Raw genomic sequence first — 24138 nt, 5'->3', positions numbered from 1 at the left:
GAAACAGGGCCGGCCCACGCTACCGGGCCGGCCTTTTTCGTGAGGGACACGACATGGCGAAACGCGACTATTACGAGACGCTGGGCGTCGCGAAGGGCGCCGGCGCCGACGAGATCAAGAAGGCCTACCGCCGCAAGGCGAAAGAACTTCACCCGGATCGCAACGCTGACAATCCAGACGCCGAAGCGCAGTTCAAGGAAGTCAACGAGGCTTACGACGTTCTCAAAGATGCCGACAAGAAGGCCGCCTACGACAGGTTCGGCCACGCGGCATTTGATGGCGGAATGGGCGGTGGCGGGCCACGACGCGGACCTGCGGGTGGACAGGGCGATTTCGCGTCCGCGTTCTCCGACGTTTTCGAAGACCTCTTCGGCGACTTCATGGGCGGCCAGCCCGGTCGGGGAGGCGGACGCACCCGCGCGACGCGCGGAAGCGACCTTCGCTACAATCTGCGGATCTCGCTGGAGGATGCGTTCTCTGGTCAGCAGAAGACGATCACCGTGCCGACTGCGGTCCAGTGCTCGTCTTGCGACGGCAAGGGGACCGAAGGGGCCAGCGAGCCTGCCAGCTGCCCGACCTGTTCGGGAATGGGCAAGGTGCGTGCGCAGCAGGGCTTCTTCACCGTGGAGCGGACCTGCCCCACCTGCGCGGGCGCAGGCCAGATCATCAAGAACCCCTGCCGCTCCTGCGGTGGAAGCGGGCGGATCGACAAGGAACGGCAACTCTCGGTCAATATCCCCGCGGGCGTGGAGACCGGGACCCGTATCCGTCTGTCCGGAGAGGGCGAGGCCGGTCTGCGCGGCGGTCCGACCGGCGATCTCTACATCTTCATCGAGGTCGAAGATCATCCGCTGTTCCAGCGCGACGGCGCGGATCTCTGGTGCCGCGTCCCCGTCGCGATGACTGCGGCGGCCCTCGGCGGTGAGGTCGAGGTGCCGACGATCGACGGCGGTCGCAGCCGCGTGAAGGTGCCCCAGGGCAGCCAGACCGGACGGCAGATGCGGTTGCGCGGAAAAGGTATGCCGGCACTCCGTGGAACCGGATCGGGGGATATGTTCATCGAGTTGGCGGTCGAGACGCCGGTCAACCTGACGAGCCGTCAGAAGGAGCTTTTGCGCGAATTCGAACGCGAAGCGGCGGATAACAGTCCCGAGCGCGACAGCTTCTTTCGCAAGGTGAAGGGGTTCTGGGACGGGATGACCCAGTGACCCGGATCGCACGCCGCAGCCTGCTCGCCGGTGGGGTTGCCACATGTGTGGCCGCACCCGCGGTCTTGCGCGCTCAGGGCGCGGCCGGTCTGGCCGACGCGGCATCGCGTTACGATCAGCTTCATTCGATCCTCGTCCTGCGGGGCGGAGAAGAGGTGGTGGCGCAGGCCTTTCGCGGACCGGGACTGGACCGGGTCGCCAACGTCAAATCGGTATCGAAGACCCTCCTGTCATTGTTGACCGGGATCGCGATCGACCGGGATGAAGTGTCCGGGCCGGATGCGGCTCTCCTCCCGCTGCTCGGGCGGGCTCCCACCGGGGATGCCCGAGACCGGATCACGCTCGGCGATCTGCTCTCGCTGAGAGGCGGGCTCTCCAGCACGTCCGGGCCCAATTACGGAGAGTGGGTCTCCAGCGGAAACTGGGTCGAGTATGCGCTGGATCAGCCCCTGCAATCGGAGCCGGGGGAACGGTTCATCTACTCGACCGGATCGACCCATCTTCTGGGCGTCGCGCTGGCCCGTGCGACCGGGAACGACCTTCTGTCGTTGTTCCGCTCCTGGATCGGCGCGCCGCTTGGCATCGACTTCGCGCCATGGGTCGCAGATCCGCAGGGCAACTATCTGGGTGGCAACGACATGGGGATCTCTCCGCGCGATCTGGCGCGTGTCGGTCAGATGGTCCTGCAGGACGGGGCATGGAACGGCGCGTCCGTGGTCAGCCCGGACTGGATCGACGCATCGTGGACGGCGCGGGCCCGCTCGCCCTGGTCGGGGGACCGGTATGGCTACGGATGGTTCCTGACCGAGCTGGCAGGAACACCCGTCCGATACGCGCGGGGCTATGGCGGACAGATCCTCGCCGTCGCACCAGAGCGTGACACCGTCATCGTCATCACCTCGGACCCGATGCGTCCGGCACGGTCCGCAGGCTATTTCGGCGACCTGAGGGATCTGCTGACCCAAGCCGTCGCCGCGAGCTAGGCGTCTTCGGCAAGGCGGTCGGGTGTGGTGTCTAGCCCAGGCGGCGCGCGGCGATCGCCTTCATGGCGGAATAGGCCCGTTTGCCGACGATCAATCTCGTACGCAGCTTGAAACGGGAGAGAAACGCCGAGCTCCGTCTGATCTCGACGGGAGCGTAGGCATTGTCGCGCATGTAGGGAAACACGATCGACTGTGTCTCGAGGCAGAGAACCGGTCGTCCCGTTCGCGCCGCGATGCGTCGCGCCACGGTTGCAGATGCTTCGATGAAGACCTGTGTGGTTGCCCTCCGATAGACCTGCGCCTTGAAGATCGCCTGATCCGCGCCGTGGGGCACGTGGGCGAGCCGATCGTATCGAATCCCGTGGCGAGCGAGCCAGGCCTCGACCGCGTCGCGGCACTTCTCGTCGGCCCGGGATACGATTTCGCCGATCTTCCCGGAGGTCGCGTGAAGCGGCCCATTCATCTCGAGGAAGCGCGCAAACGCGTCGGGGTCTGCGATTTCATGCAGGGCGGGCTGCGGGCTCAGGACGCCTTCCAAGGCCACCCCTGTATCGGCCAGGATCGCGTGGTGCATCAGGTTCCATTGGCTCAGAAACCCGATCGGAGCCTCTTCCAGCACGAGATCGACATCCGGATGGGAGAGGTCCGGCCCGAAGACGGCGCAGCTCACGATGCGACCGGGATGCGCGGCGCCTGCCAGCACCTCCTGCGCCTGCCGGAACGCCCGGCCCGATCCGATCACGTCATCCACAAGCAGGACCGTGCGGTCGTCAGACAGGGCGCGTGCGATATCCGGCCGGGATTTCGTTTCTCCGACCGCCATCAATCTGCCAGCGCGGAACCCGTCGGGATCGGTCATCGGGATGTTGAGTTGGGTCGCGATCATCGTCGCCGCAGCCATTCCGCTGCGAGGGATGCCGACCACCAGATCGACCCGCTCCGGAAGGCGGCCCCGCTCTCGTAACAGAACGGCGGCCATATCCTGGTAATTGTAGTACTTCACGGGTTCCGCGATCCGCGATGAGCAACCGCGACGCGGAGAACCTCAGAAATGAGCAACATCTCGATAAGACCGGATACATCAAAATAATCAAAGGAGATTATTGAGGAAAGCCACGCGCTTGCAACGCACTTCTTGCCTCGGCGTCACATTGTTGCCGGATCCTGCAAAACCCGCGGGGAAGCCAGCGGATCGTCGCGTCTCACCCCATTCGGATCGCGGCCAGCAGCGCCATGTTCAGGATGTCGGACGCGGTCGACCCGGTCGATGCGATCTGCACCGGCCGGTCGATGCCGGTCAGGATCGGGCCGATGACCTGCGCGCCCGCCATCTCCTGCATCAGCTTGACCGAGATCGACGCGGAATGCCGGGCCGGGACGACCAGGATGTTCGCGGGACCCGTCAGGCGAGAGAACGGATAATTCGCCGCGACGTCGGGATTGAGCGCGACATCGACCGTCATCTCGCCCTCGTATTCGAAATCGGCGCCACGGCGTTCAAGGACGTCAGGCGCGTGATGCATCTTCTCAGCGCGTTCGCTGACCGGGTAGCCGAAGGTCGAGAAACTGACGAAAGCGACACGCGGCTCCAGTCCCAACGTCCGTGCCACCCGCGCGCCCGCCTCGGCGATGGTGGCGAGATCCTCTTCATCGGGCCATTCATGAACAAGCGTGTCGCCGATCAGAACGATCCGGCCGCGATGCAGGAGCGCCGTGATCCCGACGGCCTGAGCATTCGTCTGCACGTCGAAGACATGGTCGACCAGACGCATCACCTGGGCCGATTTGCGCGTGGCGCCGGTCACCATTCCGTCCCCGTGGTCATGGGCCAGCATCAGCGCCGAGAAGACGTGCCGATCCCGAGAGGCGAGGCGGTGGATATCGTGCTGGTCGTAGCCCTGCCTTTGGAGCCGGTCGTAGAGAAAGGACTTGTAGGCCTCCAGATGGCGCGTGTTCGCCGCGTTCACGACTTCCAGTTCCCTCACCGCATCCGCCAATCCGGCGGCTTCCAGTTTCTCGCGGACATCAGCCTCCCGCCCGATGACGAGCGCCTTGCCAAATCCCTGCCGCTGGTAGGCAACCGCGGCACGCAGGACGCGCGGGTCGTCTCCTTCGGCGAAGATCATCCTCGCCTGCGCGGCGCGGGCGCGGGTGGCGATGCCCTGCAGGACGCTCGCCGTCGGGTCCATCCGGGCGGCGAGGGCATGGGTATAGCCTTCCATGTCGACGATGGGCCGGCGGGCGACGCCGGTATCCATCCCGGCGCGGGCGACGGCTGGCGGGATCACATGGATCAGACGCGGGTCGAAGGGCGTGGGAATGATGTAGTCCCGCCCGAAGGTCAGCTTGCGGCCATAGGCCATCGCGACCTCGTCGGGCACGTCCTCGCGGGCAAGTTCTGCCAAGGCCTCGGCGCAGGCGATCTTCATCTCGTCGTTGATCGCGCGGGCATGAATGTCGAGGGCGCCGCGGAACAGGTACGGAAAGCCCAGGACGTTGTTCACCTGGTTCGGGTAGTCGGACCGGCCCGTTGCCACGATCGCGTCCGCACGCACCTCATGGGCGTCTTCGGGTGTGATCTCCGGGTCGGGGTTGGCCATCGCGAAGATGACAGGATTGTTCGCCATCGAGCGGACCATGTCCTGCGTCACCGCGCCCTTGGCCGAGACGCCCAGGAACACGTCCGCGCCCTCCATCGCATCTTCCAGCGTCCTGGCGTCTGTCTTCACGGCATGGGCCGACTTCCACTGGTTCATCCCCTCGGTCCGACCCTGGTAAATGACGCCTTTCGTGTCGCAGGTCAGGCAGTTCTCGTGCCGCGCGCCCATCGCCTTGAGCAGCTCGATACAGGCGATGCCGGCGGCCCCGGCCCCGTTGAGGACGATCCTGACGTCCTCGATCCGCTTGCCCGACAGGTGCAGCGCGTTGATCAGTCCGGCCGCGCAGATGACCGCCGTGCCGTGCTGGTCGTCGTGGAAGACGGGGATGTCCATCTCTTCCTTGAGGCGGCTCTCGATCATGAAGCATTCGGGCGCCTTGATGTCTTCGAGGTTGATGCCCCCGAAGCTCGGCCCCATCAGCTTGACCGCCGCGACGAAGGCGTCGACATCCTCGGTATCGAGCTCGAGGTCGATCGAATTCACGTCCGCGAACCGCTTGAAGAGGACGGCCTTACCCTCCATCACCGGCTTCGAGGCCAGCGCCCCGAGGTTGCCTAGGCCCAGAACCGCCGTCCCGTTCGAGATGACCGCGACCAGGTTTCCCTTGGTCGTGTAATCGTAGGCAAGTGCCGGGTCTTCGGCGATCCGCTCGCATGGCACGGCGACGCCGGGGGAATAGGCGAGGCTCAGATCGCGCTGCGTCGCCATGGGCGTCGAGGCGCTGATGTCCAGCTTCCCGGGCCGCGGCTCAAGATGGTATTGCAGCGCCTCTTCGGCGGTGAGCTTCGTCTTCGGCATGCCGGTCCTCCCTGTCGGGTGAGTAAGGCCCGACAGGCGCCGTGGACGCAACCGCTAGCCGGTGAGGCCCTCGGTGGACAGAAGATCGGTCTTGGGCATGAGGCGGATCAATTCCTTGGTGTAGGGGTGGTCCGGTGCTTCGAACAGGCGCCCCGTCTCCTGCACTTCGACCAGCTGTCCGCCCTTCAGGACGCCGACCCGGTCGCACATCTGGCGCACGACCGGCAGATCGTGGCTGATGAACAGCATCGTAAGGCCCAGATGCTCCTGGAGGTCCTTCAGGATGTTCAGGATCTGCGCCTGGATCGACACGTCCAGCGCGCTGGTCGGCTCGTCGCAGATGAGGAAGCGCGGCTGCGTCGCCAGCGCACGCGCGATCGAGATGCGCTGCCGCTGGCCCCCCGAGAACTCGTGGGGGTATTTCAGCCCCGCTTCGGCACCCAGCCCCACGCGATCCAGCAGTTCGGCGACGCGCGCCTTGACGTTTTCCTTCGGGATCACGCCCAGATGCAGAGCCGGCTCGGCCACGATACGGTCGACCCGGTGACGTGGGTTCAGCGACGAATAGGGATCCTGAAAGATCATCTGGACCTGGCGGCGGAACGCCTCCGGATCCTCGCTGATCGGGGTTCCATCGAAGATCACCTCGCCCCCGTCCAGCGGATAGAGGCCCGCGATCATCCGCGCGATGGTCGACTTTCCCGACCCGCTCTCACCGACCAGCCCGAACACCTCGCCCGCGCGGATATCGAAGCTGACCTCGTCCACGGCGGTGAAGTAGGTCCGGCGCGACGGGATCAGGCTGCCCTTGTCGAGAAACCGCTTGGTGATGCCGCGCACCTCGAGCAGCGGCCCCTCGGTCCGTGGCTGGGCGGGCCAGTCGCGGGCCAGATCCTCGATCTTGAACGTCGTCTCGCGCCCGCCGTAGCTGATCTGCGGAAAGCGGTCGAGCTTCAGGCCCGGCCGCGGAACGGCGGCGATCAGGCTGCGGGTATATTCGTGCTGCGGATGGCCCAAGACCTGGGCGGTCGGGCCGCTCTCGACGATGCGCCCGTCATACATGACAGTGACCCGATCCGTCGTCTCGGCGATCACACCCATATCGTGGGTGATCAGGATGACGCCGACCTGCCGCTCGCGGGCGAGTTCCCGGATCAGGTCGAGGATCTGGGCCTGGATCGACACGTCCAGCGCCGTCGTCGGCTCGTCGGCAATGATGATGTCCGGCTCCGAGCAGAGGGCCAGCGCGATCACCACCCGCTGCCGCATCCCGCCCGAGAATTGATGCGGGTACTGATCCACACGCGTGTCCGGGTTCGGGATGCCGACCCGGTCCAGAAGCTCGATCGCCCGCTTTCGTGCCGCGCCGCCCGACAGTTTCAGATGCGCTTCAATCGTCTCGACCAGCTGCTCTCCCACGGTGAAGAGCGGGTTCAGCGAGGTCAGAGGGTCCTGGAAGATCATCGAAAGCTGCTTGCCGCGCAGCGCACGCATCGCCGCCGGATCGAGGCCCGAGATCTCTCGCTCGCCCAGTTTGATGGTTCCGGCGGCGATCCGGCCCGGCTTGTCGAGCAGCCCCATGATAGCGGCGCCGATGGTGGATTTGCCCGCCCCGGATTCGCCCACCAGCCCATGGATCTCGCCGGGCTCGACGGTCAGCGTGGCGTCATCCACGGCGGTGAAGAGCTTCCGCCGGGTAGGGAACTCGACGGTCAGATCGGTGATGGTGAGGGGGGAGGTCATCGGTCTGGTCCTCTCACGCGCCTTGCCGGGCGGGACGGTATCGCAAGTCCGCCCACATCAATTCAGCTTCGGGTTCAGCGCGTCGCGCAGCCAGTCGCCCAGCAGGTTCACCGACAGTGCCAGGGCGAGCAGGGTGCAAGCCGGGAAGAACAGGATCCACCACTCGCCCGAAAACAGGAAGTCCTGCCCGATGCGGATGAGGGTGCCCAAGCTCGGCTGCGTCGGCGGGGCGCCCACGCCCAGGAAGGACAGCGTCGCCTCGGCAATGATCGCCAGCGCCAGAGAAATGGTGGCGATCACCAGAACCGGTGACAGCACGTTGGGCAGGATGTGCCCCACCATGATGGACAAGGGCGACCGGCCGATCAGTTGCGCCGCCTGCACATATTCCTTGCCCCGCTCGACCATCGTGGCGCCGCGCACGACGCGGGCGAACTGCACCCAGTCGGACAGGCCGATGGCCAGGATCAGGACCCAGATCGCCATCTCGTCCCGGTACTGGATCGGAATGATCCCGCGCGCGATCCCGAAGATCAGCATCGCCACGAGGATCGACGGGAAGGTGAGCTGCACATCCGCGATCCGCATGATGATCGTGTCGGTCCAGCCGCGGAAATATCCGGCGATCAGTCCCAGCGTGATGCCCAGCACCATCGCCAGCAGGACCGCCATCGCCCCCACGAAGAGGGAGATACGCATGCCGTAAAGGATGGTCGAGAACACGTCCCGCCCCTGGTCGTCCGTCCCCATCAGGAAGGTGTCGCCGGTGAAGGCATTGGGCTCCATCGGTTGGGAGAAGCCGTTCATCAGGTTCAGCGATGAGGGGTCGAACGGGTTCGTCGGCGCGATCAGGGGCGCGAAGATGGCCGACAGGATCAGCAGCGCCGTGACGAACGCGGCCACCATCGCCACGGGCGAATGGCGGAACGAATAGGCGATGTCGCTGTCCCAGGCCGCGCGCCAGCGCGACGGCCGGTGAGCGGACGGAGCGAGACCCGTCTCCGTCTCGGGATCGGCGGGCAGATGGGTCATGCGGTCCTCCCGTCGACGCGCAGGCGGGGGTCGACCCAGACATAGAGCAGGTCGACGATCAGGTTGATCGCCACGAACATCACAGAGATCAGCATCAGGTAGGCGGCCATGACCGGGATATCGACGAACTGGACCGCGTTGATGAACAGCAGGCCGACGCCCGGCCATTGGAACACGGTCTCGGTGATGATGGCGAAGGCGATGATGCTGCCGAGTTGCAGGCCGGTCACCGTGATCACGGGGACCATGGTGTTCTTGAGCGCGTGGCGGAAATTGACCGCCTTGGCCGAAAGCCCCCGCGCGCGGGCAAATCGGATATAGTCCTGTCGCAGCACCTCCAGCATCTCGGCACGCACCAGTCGCATGATCAGAGTCATCTGGTAGAGGCCCAGCGTGATCGCCGGCAGGATCAGCGATTTCAGCCCGCTCTCCGTCAGGAGCCCGGTGGTCCACCAGCCCAGATCCACGACCTCTCCGCGCCCGAAAGTGGGCAGCCACCTGAGCTGCACCCCGAAGACGTAGATCAGCAGGATGCCGATCAGGAAGGTCGGCAGGCTGACCCCGATCAGCGAGGTCGACATGATCACGTTCGCCGCGACCCCTTTTCGCCGGATCGCGGTAAAGACGCCCAGTGCGATCCCGAGCGTCACCGCCAGAAAGCCGGAGATGAAGGCCAGTTCCAGCGTCGCGGGCAACCGCTCCAGCAGGATTTCGGCCACGGGCCGCGACTGGCGGTAGGAGATGCCGAAATCGCCCTGCAACGCGCGCGCGAGGAAGTCGGCATATTGCACGATGAAGGGATCGTTCAGTCCCAGAGCCTCGCGCAGACGTTCCACGTCCTGCTGGGTCCGTTCCTGGCCCAGAAGCTGCTCGATCGGGTCGCCGACGAAGCGGAACATCGAGAACGCCACCAGACCGACCACCAGAAGCACGATGATCGACTGCAGCACGCGGCGGAGGATGTAGGAAACCATCGTTTCTCTCTGTCCCCCCCGCCGGGCCGGGTCAAGCTGCCCCGATCCGACGCAACGCGATCCTGTGGGCACAGGCCCGGGTGGCATGCTCCAGGGCCTGCATCAGCGGCCGGCCCGCCTCGTAGTTGGGCGTCGGTGCCGCGTCGACACGCTGCGGGTCGGTGATCTCGCCCGGATCGAAACTGCCACCAGCGGCGACGGCAATGGTCAGGCCGCCCGCCCTGTGGAGGAATTCGAACGCCTGAAGATCGCTCAGCCCGTCGCCGAGATAGATCATCTGGTCGAACGGGACATGCATCTTGTCCGGCTCCACATGGTCGCCCGCCCGCTCCGGTCCGTTCTGGCCGTCGATGTCTGCGCCCTTGCCCAGCGCTTCGAGATACAGCGCCTTTTCCGGATGTCCGATGATGCGTTTCACGCAGATCATGTTGCCGTCCTCGTCGCTCTCGAACCCGGAGGCGAGGATGCGGTCGAACACGTCGACGACTCCGGTCCGGGAGATCAACTCGTCATAGCCCGACGACAGGATGACGAATTCCATCTCGATCCCGTCGGCGACGTCGTTGGCCGCTGCGCGCAAGCGCTCCGGCATGTCGAGAACACCGGGAAACAACTCGATATGCCCGGCAGCGGCCTCGAAAAGGTCCTTCGACAAGGGCCGTTCGCGGGCGCGACCCATGTCGATCAACGCCTGCCCGCGCCGGATGATGTTGTCCCAGTTCGTACCCAGCGGTTCTTCGTGGGTCCGCTCCCATTCGCTTCGGTCGATCTCGTAGGCGGCACAGATCGCGTCGATTGAGTCGGAGGCCAGCGTCCGGTCGTAATCGAAGGCCAGCAGGATGCGGGGGATGTGGGGGCGTGTCGTTTGCATGGGGGGCGAACGCCCCCCATGCGCGAAAAGGTCCAGCGGATCCTATTCCGGCACCGTGATCCACCGCAGGTTCACGAAGTTGTCCGGCCGCTGCACGACCTCGAGCCCCTCGCGGGCGCCCCAGAGCAGCGGCTGCACGTAGAGCGGCACATAGGCCACGTCTTCCAGCGTCAGTGTCGCCACCTCGTCCAGCATCGCCTGCCGGGCCACGTCGTCGATCTCCGACTGAATGGCTGGCAGCAACTCGTCCACTCGGGCGTTGGAATAGCCGCCGAAGTTCCACGAGCCCAGCCGCGCCTCCTCGTCGGGTGTGGCCAGAAGGAAGCGGATCGGATGCTCGGCGTCGAACGTGCCGGGCGACCAGCCCAGCAGGTAGACGTCATGCTCGTCGGCGCGCAGCGTCGGCCAGTAATTCGCGACGGGCATCGTTTCGAATTGCGGATCCAGCCCGACCTGGCTCAGCATCGTGGTGATGGCCGTGCAGACCGCCTCGTCGTTCAGGTAGCGGTCGTTCGGGCAGCGGAAGCTGAACTGGAAGCCGTCGCCATGGCCAGCCTCGGCCAGCAGCTCCATCGCGCGATCGGGGTCGTACCCGTAGCCCGACAGCCCCTCGGTGAAGCCGCGCATGGCCGGGCTGACGAGCTGGTTCACCGGTTCGGCCGATCCGCGCATCACCGTCTGCAGGATCGCGGGCACGTTGATCGCATGGGCCACGGCCTGCCGAACGCGCGGGTCGGCGAACGGGTTCTCGTCGCCGCCGCCATAGAGGTCCGTGCGGTCATGGGGAAAGCCCAGCATGATGACTCGTGCCTCGACGCCCCGGATCACCTGGACGCCGTCGGCCTGCTCGACCCGCGCGGCGTCTTGCACCGGCACCGGCTCGATCAGGTCCAACTCGCCGGACAGCAGCGCGGCCACGGCCGTGGCCGAGTTCTGCACCGGCTGGAACGTCGCGGCGGTGACGTTGCCGCGATCCTCGCCCCACCAGCCGTCGAAGGCCTCCATCTCGGTGCGCAGGCCGGGCTGACGTTCCGTGATGCGGTAGGGGCCGGTGCCGTTGGCATTCGTGGTGGCGAAGTTGCCCTGCTCGATATTCGGGCGGTCCGCCCCGTTTTCGCTGACCCAGCCGCTATCCATCATCATCCAGTTGGCGATGCTGTCGGGGAAGATTGGGTTCGGTGCGGTCGTGTAGATCTCGACAGTGGTCGCATCCGGCGCCTCGACCCGGTCGACGCTGGCGAACCAGCTCGCCACGTCCGACTGCTCCGAGGCGGCCCGCTCGTAGCTGAACACCACGTCTTCGGCGTCGAACGCCTCGCCGCCGTGGAACGTCACGCCTTCGCGCAGGGTGAAGCGCCACCCCTCGCCGTCGCCGATTGGCTCCCATGCCGTGGCCAGCGCCGGTTCGATCGACATGTCGCGCCCGCGGCGGACGAGACCCTCGTAGACGTTGCCCAGCAGGGAAAAGTTCGGCGCCGAGTTGCCCGCATGGGGGTCCAGCGTATTCGGATCGGTCGTCGAGGCGAAACGCAGCTCGGCTGCACCCGCGGGCAGAGCCGCGGCGAGCGCGAGAACGGTGAAAGTGATGCGCATGGATGTCTCCCCCAGATCTTGCTCGAGGCAAGATGCCGCAGACAGGCCCCGCGTCAAATCACGATGACCGATCCAACATCCCGCGCAGACGCGCCATCTCGGACAATTCGGCGTCATCCCAGCCTGCGACCCGCGAGCGGAAGAGCGTCGCCTGACTGGCATGGATCAGCCCGTCATCCAGCGGGCGCAGGTGATTGGCCCGCAGCGTCTCTCCGGTGGAGGTGATGTCGGCGATGGCTTCGGCCACACCGTTGGCGACGGTCCCTTCGGTCGCGCCCTGGCTGTCGACCAGCGCCCAATCCGCCACCTGCGCGTCGCGCAAAAACTCCCGCACGAGGCGATGGTACTTGGTCGCGATCCGCAGGCGATGACCGTGGCGGGCGCGGAACGCGGCGGCGACGGCGTCGAAATCATCGAGCGTCCGGCAATCCGTCCAGGCCGACGGAACGGCGAGGATCAGGTCGGCCTGTCCGAAGCCCATCGGCGCGACCTCTTCCAGTCGCTGGTCCCAGGCGGTGACCTTCTCGCGGATCAGGTCGCTGCCGGTCACGCCCAGATGCAGACGTCCCGCGGCCAGTTCGCGCGGCACTTCGCCCGCCGATAGAAGGACGAGCGCGATATCCGCGCCTTCGACGGCCCCGGCATATTCCCGATCCGATCCCGTGCGCGACAGGGTCAGACCGCGATCGGCGAACCATTGAAACGTCTTCTCCATCAGCCGCCCCTTGGACGGAACTCCCAGCCGGATCATGGCGCGTCCTCCAAGAGGCCCGGCCGGATCACACCGCCTACCGCGGGCACGGCGCGCCCCAGCGCGGCGGTCAGCGCGTCGTAGCGGCCGCCCGTGGCGACCACGTCCCGTCCGTTCGAAAAGGTGAAGGTGAAGCCGTCGTAATATTCCAGGGCGCTGCGTCCCTTGGCCAGCGCGAAGGGCAGCGTGGCGACGTCGACGCCGCGGGCGGCCAGCGCTTCCATCCGGGCCTCGAACCGATCGACGGCCGGGTCGAGGCCGGGCAGGTCGACAGCCATGTCGCGAAGGGGCGACAGAGCTGCCTGCATCGGGGCGGCGAGGTCGAGCAATTCCTCGATCGCGTCGGCCTGCGTCGCCGGGATCGGCGGGGCCGATGCGTCTTCGATCAGCGCGGCGTGGCGGGCGGCGATCTCTTCCGCGCTTCGCAATCCGATCACGGGCGCGTCGCACGCCGCCTCTGGCAAATCACGCTGCACGGTTGCCGTGAAGCGTTCCATCAGCCGCCGGAACCGGCGCGGTCGCCAGAGATGGCGGCGCAGTGCGGCGCGGCGGGCCCGGGTCGTATCCAGCGAGTCCACCGCCGCGATCAGCAGGCCCAGATCGCCGGTCGCCGGAATGGCCCGACCCACGGCGCGCGCGATCAGGCTGAGAACCTCGGCGTCGGCCTGAGCGGGGTCGCCGCCCATCCGCTCGTAGCCGACCTGAAGATATTCGCGGGGCCGCCCCTCGTCATCCTCCTGTCGGCGGAAGACCTCGCCCGCGTAGGCATAGGCGGCCTCGGTGGCGCTTCCTTCGAGATGGGTCAGGACGACCGGGACGGTGAAGTCGGGCCGCAGCATCGCCTCGCCGCGCAGGGGGTCGTGGGTGGTGAAGGCGCGGGCGCGGATATCCTCGCCGTAGAGGTCCAGCAGGGGGCCGGCGGGCAGCAGGATGGGCGGCTCCACCCGCACGGCGCCGGCGGCAAGGAAACCGTCCAGCAATCGGCCGGCACGGGCGCGGGTGTCGGGCGCGATCATCGCGCCAGCAGGGCCTTCACGTAGTCCACGAGCCCATCCAGCGGCACTTCGGTCTGGGCCTCATGGCTCTTCCATTCTTCCAGACTGGCCCCTTCGGCCAGCCGGGCGCCCAGGATCAGGTCCTTGACCTGCACCACACCGCGCGCGGCTTCGTCGGAGCCTTGGATGATCGCCGCGGGAGAGCCACGCTTGTCCGCGTATTTCAATTGGTTGCCGAAGTTCTTGGGATTGCCCAGATAAACCTCGGCCCGGATGCCTTCGGCGCGGAGGCGGGCACAGATGGACTGGTACTCGCCCATCCGGTCGCGATCCATGACGGTGACGACGACGGGACCGGGCGCGGCCGGGGCGACGGACTGCATTTCGAGTGCCGCAAGCAGACGGTCGACCCCCAGCGAGACGCCGGTGGCGGGGACGGCCTGCCCGGTGAAGCGCTTCACCAGATCGTCGTAGCGCCCTCCGCCCGCGACGGAGCCGAACTGCCGCGGGCGGCCCTTTTCGTCGGTGATCTCGAAGGTCAACTCGGCCTCGAGCACGGGGCCCGTGTAGTAGCCGAGGCCGCGCACGGTGGAGGGGTCGATGACGATGCGGTCTGGGCCGTAGCCTTGTGCTTCGAGGAGGGCGGCGATCTGTTCCAGTTCAGCGACGCCTTCGAGCCCTATCTCTGATCCTGACACGAGATCACGCAGATACCTTACAGCTTCGACATTGTTCACATCGGACGTAGGCAGTGGGTCAGCCCTGGATTGATTAGCAACGTCTTCAAGTTGGTCTTGGATGATCCGCGTCCCATGGACGAACTTCTCGATCGTCCTGACGGCGTCTATATCAAGCCTCGCCCCCTCCGTAAAATCCCCGCTCTCGTCCTTCCGACCCTCCCCGAGCAACGCGTGCACGCCCGCCTCGCCCAGCCGGTCCAGCTTGTCGACGGCCCGCAGCACGATCCCCCTGGTCCGCTCGTCGTCCTCGGCGATCCCCGCGGCCTCCATCACCCCGTTCAGCACCTTCCGGTTGTTCACCCGGACGACGTAGTCGCCGCGCGCGATCCCGACCGCCTCCAGCACATCGGCCAGCAGCATCGCCATTTCGGCATCCGCGGCGACCGAGGCCGCGCCGACCGTGTCGGCGTCGCATTGGTAGAACTGGCGGAACCGACCCGGCCCCGGCTTCTCGTTGCGCCAGACCGGGCCCATCGCGTAGCGGCGATAGGGGGTCGGCAGGTCGTTGCGGTGCTGGGCGTAGACACGGGCCAGCGGCGCGGTCAGGTCGTAGCGGAGCGCCATCCAGTCGCCGTCCTGCTCTCCGCCCTCCTGCGCGCCCTCCTTCCAAGCGAACACGCCCTCGTTCGGGCGGTCCACGTCGGGGAGGAACTTGCCCAGCGCCTCGACCGTCTCGACGGCCGACGTCTCGAGCGCCTCGAACCCGTAGCGGTGATAGACCTCGGCCACCTTCGCCAGCATCTCGGCCCGACGCGTGACATCGCCGCCGAAATAGTCGCGGAAGCCCTTGGGCGTCTCGGCCCGGGGCCGTCTGATCTTGTCTTTCTTCGCCATCGCGCCCTCTCTTGGGGCCGAGGCCATAAAGGCGCGTCCCCCCCGTCGCAAGGAGGCAGACCATGCAGGACCTTCAGGAACGCATCGCCCATCTGGAGCGCACCGTCGACGACCTGTCCGACGTCGTCACGCGTCAGGCGGCCGAGATCGAAAGACTGACCCGCCGCGTCGCATTGCTGATGGAGCGCGCCGCCGAGGCGGAGGCCGAGACCGGAGGAGGCATCCCTCTGGCGGATCAGCGGCCGCCCCACTGGTGACGCCGGGGAAAAGGCTTGCATTCGTATGCAAAGGGCCGGTTACATCGGTCCCCGAGGGGCCTCGCCCCGACAGAGAGCCGTGAGACCGCGACAAGACGAGTCGACACGATAGGGAGTTTGCAAGAGATGAAGATGACGAAAGTTACCGGCCTTCTGGTCGGAGGCCTGCTGGCCGGTTCGGGCGCCGCCTGGGCCGACGCCCATGGGTGCGACCTGGGATCGGGCAACGTCCGGATCCTCGGAAACGACTTCGGCGCCATCAACTCGGTCGTGGACCGGGCGATGGAATGCACGACCTCGGGCGAGATGACGTCGAACCTGACCACCGAACACAAGGATATCCAGGTCGCGGCGCTGACCGCCGACCCTGCGGAATACACGGTGGCCATCGTGGCCAATGGCAGCCTCGTGCCGCTGCTGAACGAAGGGCTCGTACGGCCCCTGAACGATCTGGTCGAGCAATACGGCCAGGACCTCAGCCCGACCCAGCTGATCCGGGTGGGTGACGACATCGTGGCCGTCGCCTTCATGGCGAATGCCCAGCACCTGTTTTATCGCCAGGACCTCCTGGAAGAGGCTGGCGTCGAGCCGCCTCGCACCATCGAAGACGTCATCGCCGCCGGTCAGGCGATCCGCGAGGCGGGGATCATGGAGCATCCCTTCGTTATGAACTCGGCCACGGGCTGGAACCTCGGCCAGGAGTTCAACAACATGTATCTCGGCTACGGGGGCCAGTTCTTCGAGCCGGGTACCGCGCAGGTCTCGATCAACAACGAGGTCGGGATGCAGACGCTGGAGACGCTGAAGGCGCTCGCCGATCTGTCGAACCCGGATTTCCTGACCTTCGATTCCAACGCGACCTCCGCCATCTGGGAGGCCGGCGATGCGGCGCTGGGCCTTCTCTGGGGCTCGCGCGGAACGAACATCCTTGATGACGAAGGCTCGACCGAGCAGGTGACCACGAACACCGTGCTGGCCGGTGCGCCCACGGTCGGCGGCGGCGATACGCCGGCCACGACCCTCTGGTGGGACGGATTCACGATCGCAGCCAACGCCTCCGACGAGGACGCCGCCGCCTCGTTCCAGGCGATGGTCCACGGCATCGACCCCGCGATCCTAGAGACGGCATCCGAGCAGGCTGTCTGGCTGGTCGAGGGCTATGAGCCCACGCCGGTCGCCCAAGGCGTCGCCGAGTCGGCGGCCGGGGGTGCCACGCCTTACCCGATGCTGCCCTATATGGGGCTGCTGCACACGGCTTTGGGCAACGAGCTCGCTGATTTCATGCAAGGCAAGGAATCGGCCGAGCAGGCGCTGGCCGACGTCGAGGCGGCCTACACGACCGCCGCGACCGAGCAGGGCTTCCTGCGCTGACGAAGGACGGGCCGGCGCCAACGCGCCGGCCCCGCCACCCGTGCGCCGGAGGGGGCCATGCCGCACAGAACATTCTTCTGGTTCATCTTTCCCTCCCTTCTGGCGATGCTTCTCTTCATCGCCCTGCCGATCGGATCGGTCATCGTGCAATCCGTCCACCAGCAGCACGAGCAGGTGCTGCGGACTGTAGAGAATCAGGGACCGTTCGGCACGACCACCTCGACCGTCGTGGATCAGGAGGCGACCCGCGCCCTGCGCGAGGCCGAACCTCTGGGGCGCTTCGTCGGGCTGGATGTCTATTTCGACCGCGCGCATCTCGCAGTCGAGGAGGTCGGCCAGGCCTGGGCGGCGACCGACAGCATCGGCGCATTCGTCGACCGGCTGATGAACCTGCCCTTTTACCGGGCGCTGATCTTCACGCTGACCTACGTCATCGTCGTGACACCGCTGACGATCCTTCTGGGTCTGGCCGTCGCGCTGGGCGTCAACGGGTTGCCGCGCATGTTCAAGGGCCCGACGATCTTTGTCTCGCTGCTGCCGATGATGGTGACGCCGCTGGTCGGCGCGCTGGTCCTCTACTGGATGCTGGAGCAGAACGGCATTCTGGGATCGGCGCTCCAGTCCCTGACCGGTGACCCGACCCTTTCGCTTCGGGCTTCGACACCGCTCACCTGGATCACGTTGTTCGCCTATGGCGTCTGGTCGTCAGCGCCCTTCGCCTTCATCGTGTATTACGCGGGTCTGCAGACCGTGCCGCAGGATCCGCTGGAGGCGGCGATGGTCGACGGAGCCTCGCGCTGGCAGCGCATCCGCTACGTCGTGATTCCGCATCTCGCGCCGCTGACGGTCTTCATCGCGCTGATCCAGCTGATGGACAATTTCCGGGTGCTGGAGCCGGTCATCAGCTTCAATGCCGGCGCCAACGCGCCGTCGCTCGCCTACAGCATCTATTCGGACCTGCGCGGCGAGATTGCGCTCTTCAATTCGGCGGCCGCGACGAGCATGCTGACGATCATCGGGGTGTCGATCCTGCTGACGCCCGTGCTCATCCGCACTTGGCGCGACTTCAACGCGAAGCGGGGGCACTGAGATGTCGGCAACCGTCTCCTCTCAGAGGAAATCCACTGCCCTCGTCGTGGTCTCGACGACATTCGTGGTTCTGTGGGTGTTGATCGCCGCCTTTCCGTTCTTCTGGACGCTCTGGGGCAGCTTCAAGGTGGAGAGCGATTTCTTCTCGCGCAACGACTGGACCAATGCGCTGACCGGAATCCGTACGCAGATCGAGACGGGCGGCGCCTTCACTGGGCAGGCCTACGAGGGGGCCTGGATCCGCGAGGAATTCTGGCGCGCGGCGTTGAACACAACCATCGTCGTGTTCTCCACGGTGGTGATCTCGCTGACCCTGGGCACGCTGGGTGGCTATGCCCTGGCGAGGTCCGGCTACCGGTACGCGTTCTGGCTGCTGATGCTGGCGCTGATCTTCCGGGCGATGCCGCATATCACGCTCGTGTCGGGCTATCTGCTGCCGTTTTTCGAATGGAACGTCTGGGGGCACCTTCCGACGGCGATCATCGTGCTGGTGGCGATCAACCAGCCGTTCACGCTCTGGATGCTGCACTCGTTCTTCCTGCAAATCCCCAAGGATTTGGACGAGAGCGCGATGGTCGACGGATGTTCCCGGTTCGAGGCGTTCTGGAGGGTGATCGTGCCGGTCATGTGGCCGGGCGTGATCACGACGGGGCTGTTCTCGTTCCTGCTGGCATATAACGACTTCCAGGTGACCGCGCTCGTGCTGAGCCAGGAAAACCAGACGATGGTGCCCAAGATCGCGAGCTTCCTGGGATCGACCTTCGAGGCGGGCAACGTGATGTTTGCCGTCGCGGCCGTCGTCTCGGCCACGGCGCCCCTCTTCGTGCTGGTCCTGTTCTTCCAGCGGCAGATCGTCAGCGGCCTCACGGCAGGCGCGGTGAAGGGCTGACCCCGGTCTGGGCCGGAGGCCCGGCGACCGGTCCAGTGGACCGGGCGGGGCGTCAGCGGGCGAAGCCCCCACGATCTCCCAGGGGGGAGGTCAGCCTTGCTGGACAGGGAGGCGGCCGTCCAGCTCGTCCTCGATATAGACGCGAATGATCGTATCCATGTCCGGTTCGGCCTCGAAGCCCAGCTTTCGGGCGCGGGCCGGGTCGAAGGATCTGGGCCAGCCTTCCACGATGCGCATGATCGTCTCGTCCGGTTCGCGCCGGATAAGGGCCACGGCCTCGGGCCCGGCGACGCGTTCGAGAGCGGCGATCTGCTCTCCGACGGTGGCGGCGACGCCCGGCAGAGACAGGGCGCGCCGCGGACCCATCGGCGTCAGATCCATCTCGGCGGCCTGGATCAGAAAGGCCACGGCCGCGCGCGGGCTGGCATGCCAGTGCTTCACGTCATCCGGAACCGGCAGTATCGCTTCCTGACCGTTGAGCGGCTCCCGCAGGATGCCCGAAAAGAACCCGGACGCCGCGGCATTCGGCTTGCCCGGACGGATGCAGATCGTCGGGAAGCGCAGCGAGATCCCGTCGATCAGGCCTCGCCGGCTGAGATCGTTGACCATCAGCTCACCCATCGCCTTCTGGGTGCCGTAGCTCGTGAGAGGCTCGGGCGTGTGGTCGTCGGGGATCGGATCCGGCAGAGGCGCCCCGAAAACGGCGATGGACGACGTGAAGACAAAGCGCGGACAATAGTCTGGCTGTGCCGCGACAGCCCGCAGAAGCGCCAGCGTGCCGTCGAGATTGACCCCATAGCCCTTCTCGAAATCCGCCTCCGCCTCGCCCGAGACGATTGCGGCGAGGTGAAAGATCACGTCGGGCCGCTGCTCAATCAGGGCTTGTGCCGCGGCCGGGTCGGCCATGTCGACCGACAAGGCCGCGCCGGGTACCCCGTCCGGGACGATGGGTGGAACGATATCGATGAGGGTAAGACCGGTGAGCGCCCTTCCCCCGATCTCACCCCTCCGGACGAGCTCTTCGGTCAGTTTGCGTCCGACCATGCCTGCGGCGCCGGTGATGAGGATGTTCATGAGGTGCCTCCCTGGCTTTCGCCGATTGTGATCCATTCGTGCCCGGGGGCAAGGTGGTGCCGGGCACAGGCTGTCTGCTCAGGCGAGGCCTTCGGCGCGGAAGACATCCATCAGCGGCGTGTGGGGGCGGGGACCGATATGGCCGATGACCTCGCGCGCGCAGAGGACGCCCATTCGGGCCGCGACGTCGAGATCGTGACCCGCAGTCACGCCGTAGAGGAACCCGGCCGCGAACTGGTCGCCTGCGCCCGTCGCATCGACGACCGGGGCGCGCGTCACGGGCGCGACGACCGTCTCGCCGCCGGAGCGGACCCACACATCGTCGCCCGACCGGGTGCAGGCGACGATCTCGCAGACCTCGGCGGCCATACCTACGGCCCGCTCCAAGTCATCGGTCTGATAGAGCGTCGTCCATTCGGCCGCGTTGCCGATCGCGATGTCCATGTCTTCGGCGATGAGGCGCTGGAAGTCCGCGCGATGCCGCTCGGCACAGAACGGGTCGGAAATGGTGATGGCGCTGCGCCCGCCCGCGGCCTTCATCTTGGCGGCGGCCTCTGAAAAGGCGGTCTTCCCGTCATCCTTGTCGAAGAGATAGCCTTCGAGGAACAGGAGCCCGCCGCCGGCGAAGACGTCGGGCACGTCACGCGAGGAGATGTCGGCGCCGGCACCCAGATAGGTGTTCATCGACCGCTCGCCGTCCGGGGTCACGAAGATCATCGATCGGGTAGTCGGCAGCTCGACGTCCATCGGATCGTTGGGAAAATCGGTGTGGGACGCGCGCATCGACGCGGCGTAGAAGCGGCCCAGCTCGTCGTCCTTGACCTTGCCGATAAAGGCCGTCCGCAGGCCGAGCGCGCCGATCCCGGCGAGCGTGTTGGCGACCGAGCCGCCGGGCGCGCGGATATGCTCGTCCATCTCGGAATAGAGCATCTCGGCCCGGTCGCGTTCGATCAGTTGCATGATGCCCTTCTCGATCCCCATCCGGTCCAGGAAGGCGTCATCGGAATGGCAGATGATGTCGACGACGGCGTTTCCGATACCGATCACGTCGTAGGTCTGGGTCATGGTCGGGCCTTTCGAGTGGGGCGAGCGCCGGGGGGCCAGCCCCCCGGACCCCCCGGGATATTTCTAGCAGGATGAGGGAGTGGCGACGACGAAGCGGTCGCCGTTGAAGTGCAAGTCGATGCCCCGCGCGCAGCGGGGGTCGAGGGGCGGCTCGCCGCGCCAGAGTAAGCGCAGCGCGCCATCTGTGGGCACGAAGGAGACCGTTCGCGCCGACCTGCCATCGGGCGCGGGCCCATCGACATCCGGCACATATCCTTTCCGGGCCATCGTCTCGACAAGGGAAGCGTCGTCGCAATGCAGCCCGCCGAGCGCGGCGGTGACGCGATCCGCTGTCATTCGGACCCCGGCCGGTCCACCGGAGGAGACCCGCATGTCTGAGAGAGCCGTCTTGCACGCGGTCCGAGCGAGGTCGGCGGAGGCAGGACCGGCAACATAGGTGGCCGCCAAAACGAGCGCCCTCATTCGGTCTTCTCCTCGTAGGGGCAGAGATCGGCGATCGGACAGGCCCCACATTTCGGCTTGCGGGCGACGCAGATGTAGCGGCCGTGCAGGATCAGCCAGTGATGGGAATGGCTCTGGTATTCGACGGGGACATTGTCCTCGATCGCGCGTTCGACGGCATCGACGTCCTTGCCAGGCGCGATCCGCGTGCGGTTGCCCACCCGGAAGATATGCGTGTCGACGGCCTGGGCGGGATGTCCGAACCACATCTGCAGGACGACATTCGCGGTCTTTCGCCCGACCCCCGGCAGCGATTGCAGGGCGGCCCGAGAGGACGGGACCTGACCGTTATATTCCTCGACCAGAATGCGGCTCAGCGCGATCACGTTCTTGGCCTTGTTGCGATAGAGGCCGATGGACTTGATGTGCTCGGTCACGCCCTCGAGGCCCAGCTCCAGCATCTTCTCGGGCGTGTCGGCAACGGCGAATAGGGTGCGGGTCGCCTTGTTCACGCCCGCATCCGTCGCCTGAGCCGAGAGCGCGACGGCAACGACGAGCGTGTAGGCGTTCACGTGTTCAAGTTCGCCGACCGGCTCGGGCTCGCCTTCGCGGAACCTCTCGAAGATCGCGCGTTGGGCGGCATAAGGCAGGGGGGCGGGGAGCTTGGCCATGGGCTCTTCTGGCTGCGCGAGACGAGGGCTGCAAGCCGTGCGGCGTGCGATTCATGTTCGGGAAAGGTTCCGCTGTTAGCCGAGGCAGGCGCCGGACGTGGAACCACGATGCCCACCTATTCCTTCAATGCCTACACGATCGATGCGTTTTCCTACGATTCCGCGACGGGCGAACTGACGCTCGCCTCGACCTACAGTCACAAGGACGACCGGGTCCGGATCGACATCGACGATCAGAGTACCGGGCGATACCTCGACGGCGACGGTGATTTCGACGAGGTGGGTGATGACGACACCCAGGATGCCGTCGTTACGGACATGTACGGCAACCCGGTCGCGTCCGGTCAGGTCTACGCGGAAAAGGTCGACGTCTTCGAAGCACCAGACGGATCCCGGATAGAGATCACCCGCGTGGAAATCGCCGGCCAGGTCGTCGGCTACATGACGACCGCGCCGCTCGACCCGGATACGACATATCAGTTTCTGGGCTCATACAATGTCACCCGGGCCCAGGCGGACGATCCGGAGACGGAGGATTTCGACGAGAGTCGTGCGGACACACGTCAGGAATACTCCGAATTTCAAAGCGTGCCCTGTTTCGGTCCGACGGCCAGCATCGCGACCCCTGTGGGGGAGGTGCCTATCGCCTGGCTGCGGCCCGGACACGAGGTGCTGACGCGGGACGGCGGATCCCTTCCGGTGAGGTGGGTAGGCCGCTTCGCGGCGGGAGGGGCGCCCGCGGTGACCTTCGATGCACCTCGCGGGCCGCTCGTCCTGTCGCGGTCGCACCGGGTTCTGCTCGACGCACCGACCTGTCCCCTCCTGTTCGGAGAGCCGGAGGTCCTCGCCGCGGCGCGCCATCTTATGGATGCCGGCCGTGCGCGGAGCGGACGGCTCGACCGATGGATGTGCTTTTTCCACATCCTTCTCGATCGCCATGCCGTCATCCGTGCGAACGGCCTCTGGGTGGAAAGCCTCTTTCTGGGGGACCGTGCGGCCGACCCGGATGGCATGACTGTACCGGAGGCGTTGCGCCTCGAACTGGCTCGGGGCCACAGGCGCACGGCGCGTCCCGTCATCGGCGGGCAGGAGGTTGCCGCGCTGCTCGGCCCTGTGGGGCGCACGGACCGAAGGCGCAAGAAGCGGGTCGCGCGGGAGAGCCGGGCGGCCTAATCTCGCGCCATGACCGAGCTTAGTCCCACCCTCTTGGATCCGCCCGCCTCCGACCCGGACGAGGGCCGCTACCACTACCACGTCATGCGTCGCGCGATCGAAGCGGTGGACGCCACGCCGCAGGCATCGCTGGACGAACTCTCCGCCGCCATCGGGCTGAGCCCGGCCCATTTTCAGCGCATCTTCAGCGCCTGGGCGGGGATCAGCCCGAAGCGGCTGGGGCAGTATCTTGCGCTCGGCCATGCCAAGGCCCTGCTGTCGGATCGTTTCACGACGCTGGAGACCGCGCATTCGGTCGGGCTGTCCGGGTCCTCTCGTCTTCACGATCTCTTTCTTCGCTGGGAAGCCATGTCTCCGGGCGACTACGCGCGTGGGGGCGAGGGGCTGGTGATCCGCGAGGGGTGGTTCCAGACGCCGTTCGGTGAAGGGCTTGCCCTGGCCACCGACCGGGGCCTCTGTGGCCTTGCCTTCAGCGAGGAGACCGGGCGCGAGGCGGCCATCGCGGACATGCGCGCCCGCTGGCCGAAGGCGCGCTTCGTCCCGGATCGAGATGCGGTCGCTCCTTTCATCGACGGCCTGTTCGACGGGGGCGAGGCGAGGTTGCACCTCATCGGGGCGCCGTTCCAGATCAAGGTCTGGGAGGCCTTGATGCGCATCCCGTCAGGTCATGTGACCACCTACTCCGAGGTCGCGCGGGCCATCGGCCACCCCAAGGCCGTGCGGGCCGTCGGAACCGCCGTCGGGCGCAATCCGGTCAGCTACCTGATCCCCTGCCACCGCGCACTGCGAAAATCCGGCGGGTTGGGCGGATACCACTGGGGTCTTCCGGTGAAACGCGCCATCCTGGCTTGGGAAGCCGCGCGGCTGGAGCGCGCCTGAAGATACGGGCTTGCAACCTTGCGTTATTGCCTATCGGCATCCGTTCG

General features: G+C 66.3%; 22 protein-coding genes. 8 read left to right on the top strand and 14 right to left on the bottom strand.

Annotated elements, in window-relative coordinates; genetic code table 11:
• The first annotated feature begins 53 nt into the window (after positions 1-53).
• On the top strand, positions 54-1208 hold the full coding sequence (dnaJ, locus tag jaqu_RS16945; RefSeq protein WP_043920155.1) for a molecular chaperone DnaJ: 1155 nt from the start codon (positions 54-56) through the stop codon (positions 1206-1208).
• Entirely contained in the window at positions 1205-2191 is a 987-nt protein-coding gene (locus jaqu_RS16940) for a serine hydrolase domain-containing protein (protein ID WP_236687882.1), read from the top strand. Before dnaJ ends, jaqu_RS16940 begins: the two co-directional genes overlap by 4 nt.
• 31 nt (positions 2192-2222) lie before the next feature.
• On the opposite strand, the gene jaqu_RS16935 is transcribed toward jaqu_RS16940, so the two are convergent.
• The 10 genes from jaqu_RS16935 to hisS form a co-directional block, all read right to left on the bottom strand.
• Positions 2223-3194, bottom strand: a complete 972-nt coding sequence (locus jaqu_RS16935; RefSeq protein WP_141134292.1) for a phosphoribosyltransferase family protein — start codon at positions 3192-3194, stop codon at positions 2223-2225.
• Positions 3195-3393: 199 nt separating this feature from the next.
• Positions 3394-5649 (bottom strand): NADP-dependent malic enzyme, encoded by a 2256-nt coding sequence (locus tag jaqu_RS16930; RefSeq protein ID WP_043920154.1) that lies wholly within the window; start codon positions 5647-5649, stop codon positions 3394-3396.
• A 54-nt stretch (positions 5650-5703) separates the two neighbouring features.
• Positions 5704-7392: an ABC transporter ATP-binding protein gene (locus tag jaqu_RS16925; protein ID WP_043920153.1), complete on the bottom strand. Its 1689-nt coding sequence runs from the start codon at positions 7390-7392 to the stop codon at positions 5704-5706.
• A 57-nt stretch (positions 7393-7449) separates the two neighbouring features.
• Positions 7450-8424 (bottom strand): ABC transporter permease, encoded by a 975-nt coding sequence (locus jaqu_RS16920; protein WP_084629957.1) that lies wholly within the window; start codon positions 8422-8424, stop codon positions 7450-7452.
• Complete coding sequence (locus tag jaqu_RS16915; protein WP_043920152.1) at positions 8421-9398, bottom strand: ABC transporter permease; 978 nt, start codon at positions 9396-9398, stop codon at positions 8421-8423. Before jaqu_RS16915 ends, jaqu_RS16920 begins: the two co-directional genes overlap by 4 nt.
• A gap of 31 nt (positions 9399-9429) precedes the next feature.
• Positions 9430-10269 carry a haloacid dehalogenase-like hydrolase gene (locus jaqu_RS16910; RefSeq protein WP_043920151.1) on the bottom strand — a complete coding sequence of 280 codons (840 nt, stop codon included), beginning with the start codon at positions 10267-10269 and terminating at the stop codon, positions 9430-9432.
• A 42-nt stretch (positions 10270-10311) separates the two neighbouring features.
• On the bottom strand, positions 10312-11862 hold the full coding sequence (locus jaqu_RS16905) for an ABC transporter substrate-binding protein (protein WP_043920150.1): 1551 nt from the start codon (positions 11860-11862) through the stop codon (positions 10312-10314).
• A gap of 58 nt (positions 11863-11920) precedes the next feature.
• Positions 11921-12613, bottom strand: coding sequence for an ATP phosphoribosyltransferase (gene hisG, locus jaqu_RS16900; RefSeq protein ID WP_043920149.1), 693 nt, complete (start codon positions 12611-12613; stop codon positions 11921-11923).
• The gene (locus tag jaqu_RS16895) at positions 12610-13629 is read right to left on the bottom strand and encodes an ATP phosphoribosyltransferase regulatory subunit (RefSeq protein WP_043920148.1); all 1020 of its coding nucleotides are present in this window, start codon (positions 13627-13629) and stop codon (positions 12610-12612) included. The genes hisG and jaqu_RS16895 overlap by 4 nt, the downstream gene beginning before the upstream one ends.
• Positions 13626-15182: a histidine--tRNA ligase gene (gene hisS / locus jaqu_RS16890; protein ID WP_043920147.1), complete on the bottom strand. Its 1557-nt coding sequence runs from the start codon at positions 15180-15182 to the stop codon at positions 13626-13628. The genes jaqu_RS16895 and hisS overlap by 4 nt, the downstream gene beginning before the upstream one ends.
• 62 nt (positions 15183-15244) lie before the next feature.
• Here hisS and jaqu_RS16885 point away from each other — a divergent pair, with 62 nt between their 5' ends.
• From jaqu_RS16885 to jaqu_RS16870, 4 genes are all read left to right on the top strand, one after another.
• Positions 15245-15439 (top strand): SlyX family protein, encoded by a 195-nt coding sequence (locus jaqu_RS16885; RefSeq protein WP_043920146.1) that lies wholly within the window; start codon positions 15245-15247, stop codon positions 15437-15439.
• A gap of 132 nt (positions 15440-15571) precedes the next feature.
• Positions 15572-16810, top strand: a complete 1239-nt coding sequence (locus jaqu_RS16880; protein ID WP_084629975.1) for an ABC transporter substrate-binding protein — start codon at positions 15572-15574, stop codon at positions 16808-16810.
• A gap of 57 nt (positions 16811-16867) precedes the next feature.
• On the top strand, positions 16868-17899 hold the full coding sequence (locus tag jaqu_RS16875) for a carbohydrate ABC transporter permease (RefSeq protein ID WP_043920145.1): 1032 nt from the start codon (positions 16868-16870) through the stop codon (positions 17897-17899).
• A 1-nt stretch (position 17900) separates the two neighbouring features.
• Positions 17901-18788 carry a carbohydrate ABC transporter permease gene (locus jaqu_RS16870; protein WP_043920144.1) on the top strand — a complete coding sequence of 296 codons (888 nt, stop codon included), beginning with the start codon at positions 17901-17903 and terminating at the stop codon, positions 18786-18788.
• A gap of 90 nt (positions 18789-18878) precedes the next feature.
• Here the strand turns inward: jaqu_RS16870 and denD are convergent, their stop codons facing one another.
• From denD to nth, 4 genes are all read right to left on the bottom strand, one after another.
• The gene (denD, locus tag jaqu_RS16865) at positions 18879-19862 is read right to left on the bottom strand and encodes a D-erythronate dehydrogenase (RefSeq protein WP_043920143.1); all 984 of its coding nucleotides are present in this window, start codon (positions 19860-19862) and stop codon (positions 18879-18881) included.
• Between the two features lie 78 nt (positions 19863-19940).
• Positions 19941-20927, bottom strand: coding sequence for an adenosine kinase (locus tag jaqu_RS16860; protein ID WP_043920142.1), 987 nt, complete (start codon positions 20925-20927; stop codon positions 19941-19943).
• Between the two features lie 63 nt (positions 20928-20990).
• Positions 20991-21389, bottom strand: a complete 399-nt coding sequence (locus jaqu_RS16855) for a hypothetical protein (RefSeq protein ID WP_043920141.1) — start codon at positions 21387-21389, stop codon at positions 20991-20993.
• The gene (gene nth, locus jaqu_RS16850; RefSeq protein WP_043920140.1) at positions 21386-22039 is read right to left on the bottom strand and encodes an endonuclease III; all 654 of its coding nucleotides are present in this window, start codon (positions 22037-22039) and stop codon (positions 21386-21388) included. Before nth ends, jaqu_RS16855 begins: the two co-directional genes overlap by 4 nt.
• Positions 22040-22147: 108 nt before the next feature.
• Between nth and jaqu_RS16845 the strand changes: the two genes are divergently transcribed.
• Both jaqu_RS16845 and jaqu_RS16840 read left to right on the top strand, forming a co-directional pair.
• Positions 22148-23212, top strand: coding sequence for a Hint domain-containing protein (locus tag jaqu_RS16845; RefSeq protein ID WP_043920139.1), 1065 nt, complete (start codon positions 22148-22150; stop codon positions 23210-23212).
• A gap of 9 nt (positions 23213-23221) precedes the next feature.
• On the top strand, positions 23222-24091 hold the full coding sequence (locus jaqu_RS16840) for a methylated-DNA--[protein]-cysteine S-methyltransferase (RefSeq protein WP_043920138.1): 870 nt from the start codon (positions 23222-23224) through the stop codon (positions 24089-24091).
• The last annotated feature ends 47 nt before the right edge of the window (positions 24092-24138 follow it).

The sequence above is a fragment of the Jannaschia aquimarina genome, assembly GCF_000877395.1.
Taxonomy (GTDB): domain Bacteria; phylum Pseudomonadota; class Alphaproteobacteria; order Rhodobacterales; family Rhodobacteraceae; genus Jannaschia; species Jannaschia aquimarina.
Note: the sequence above shows the minus strand (reverse complement) of the source record. Positions and strands in the feature narration are given on the sequence as shown.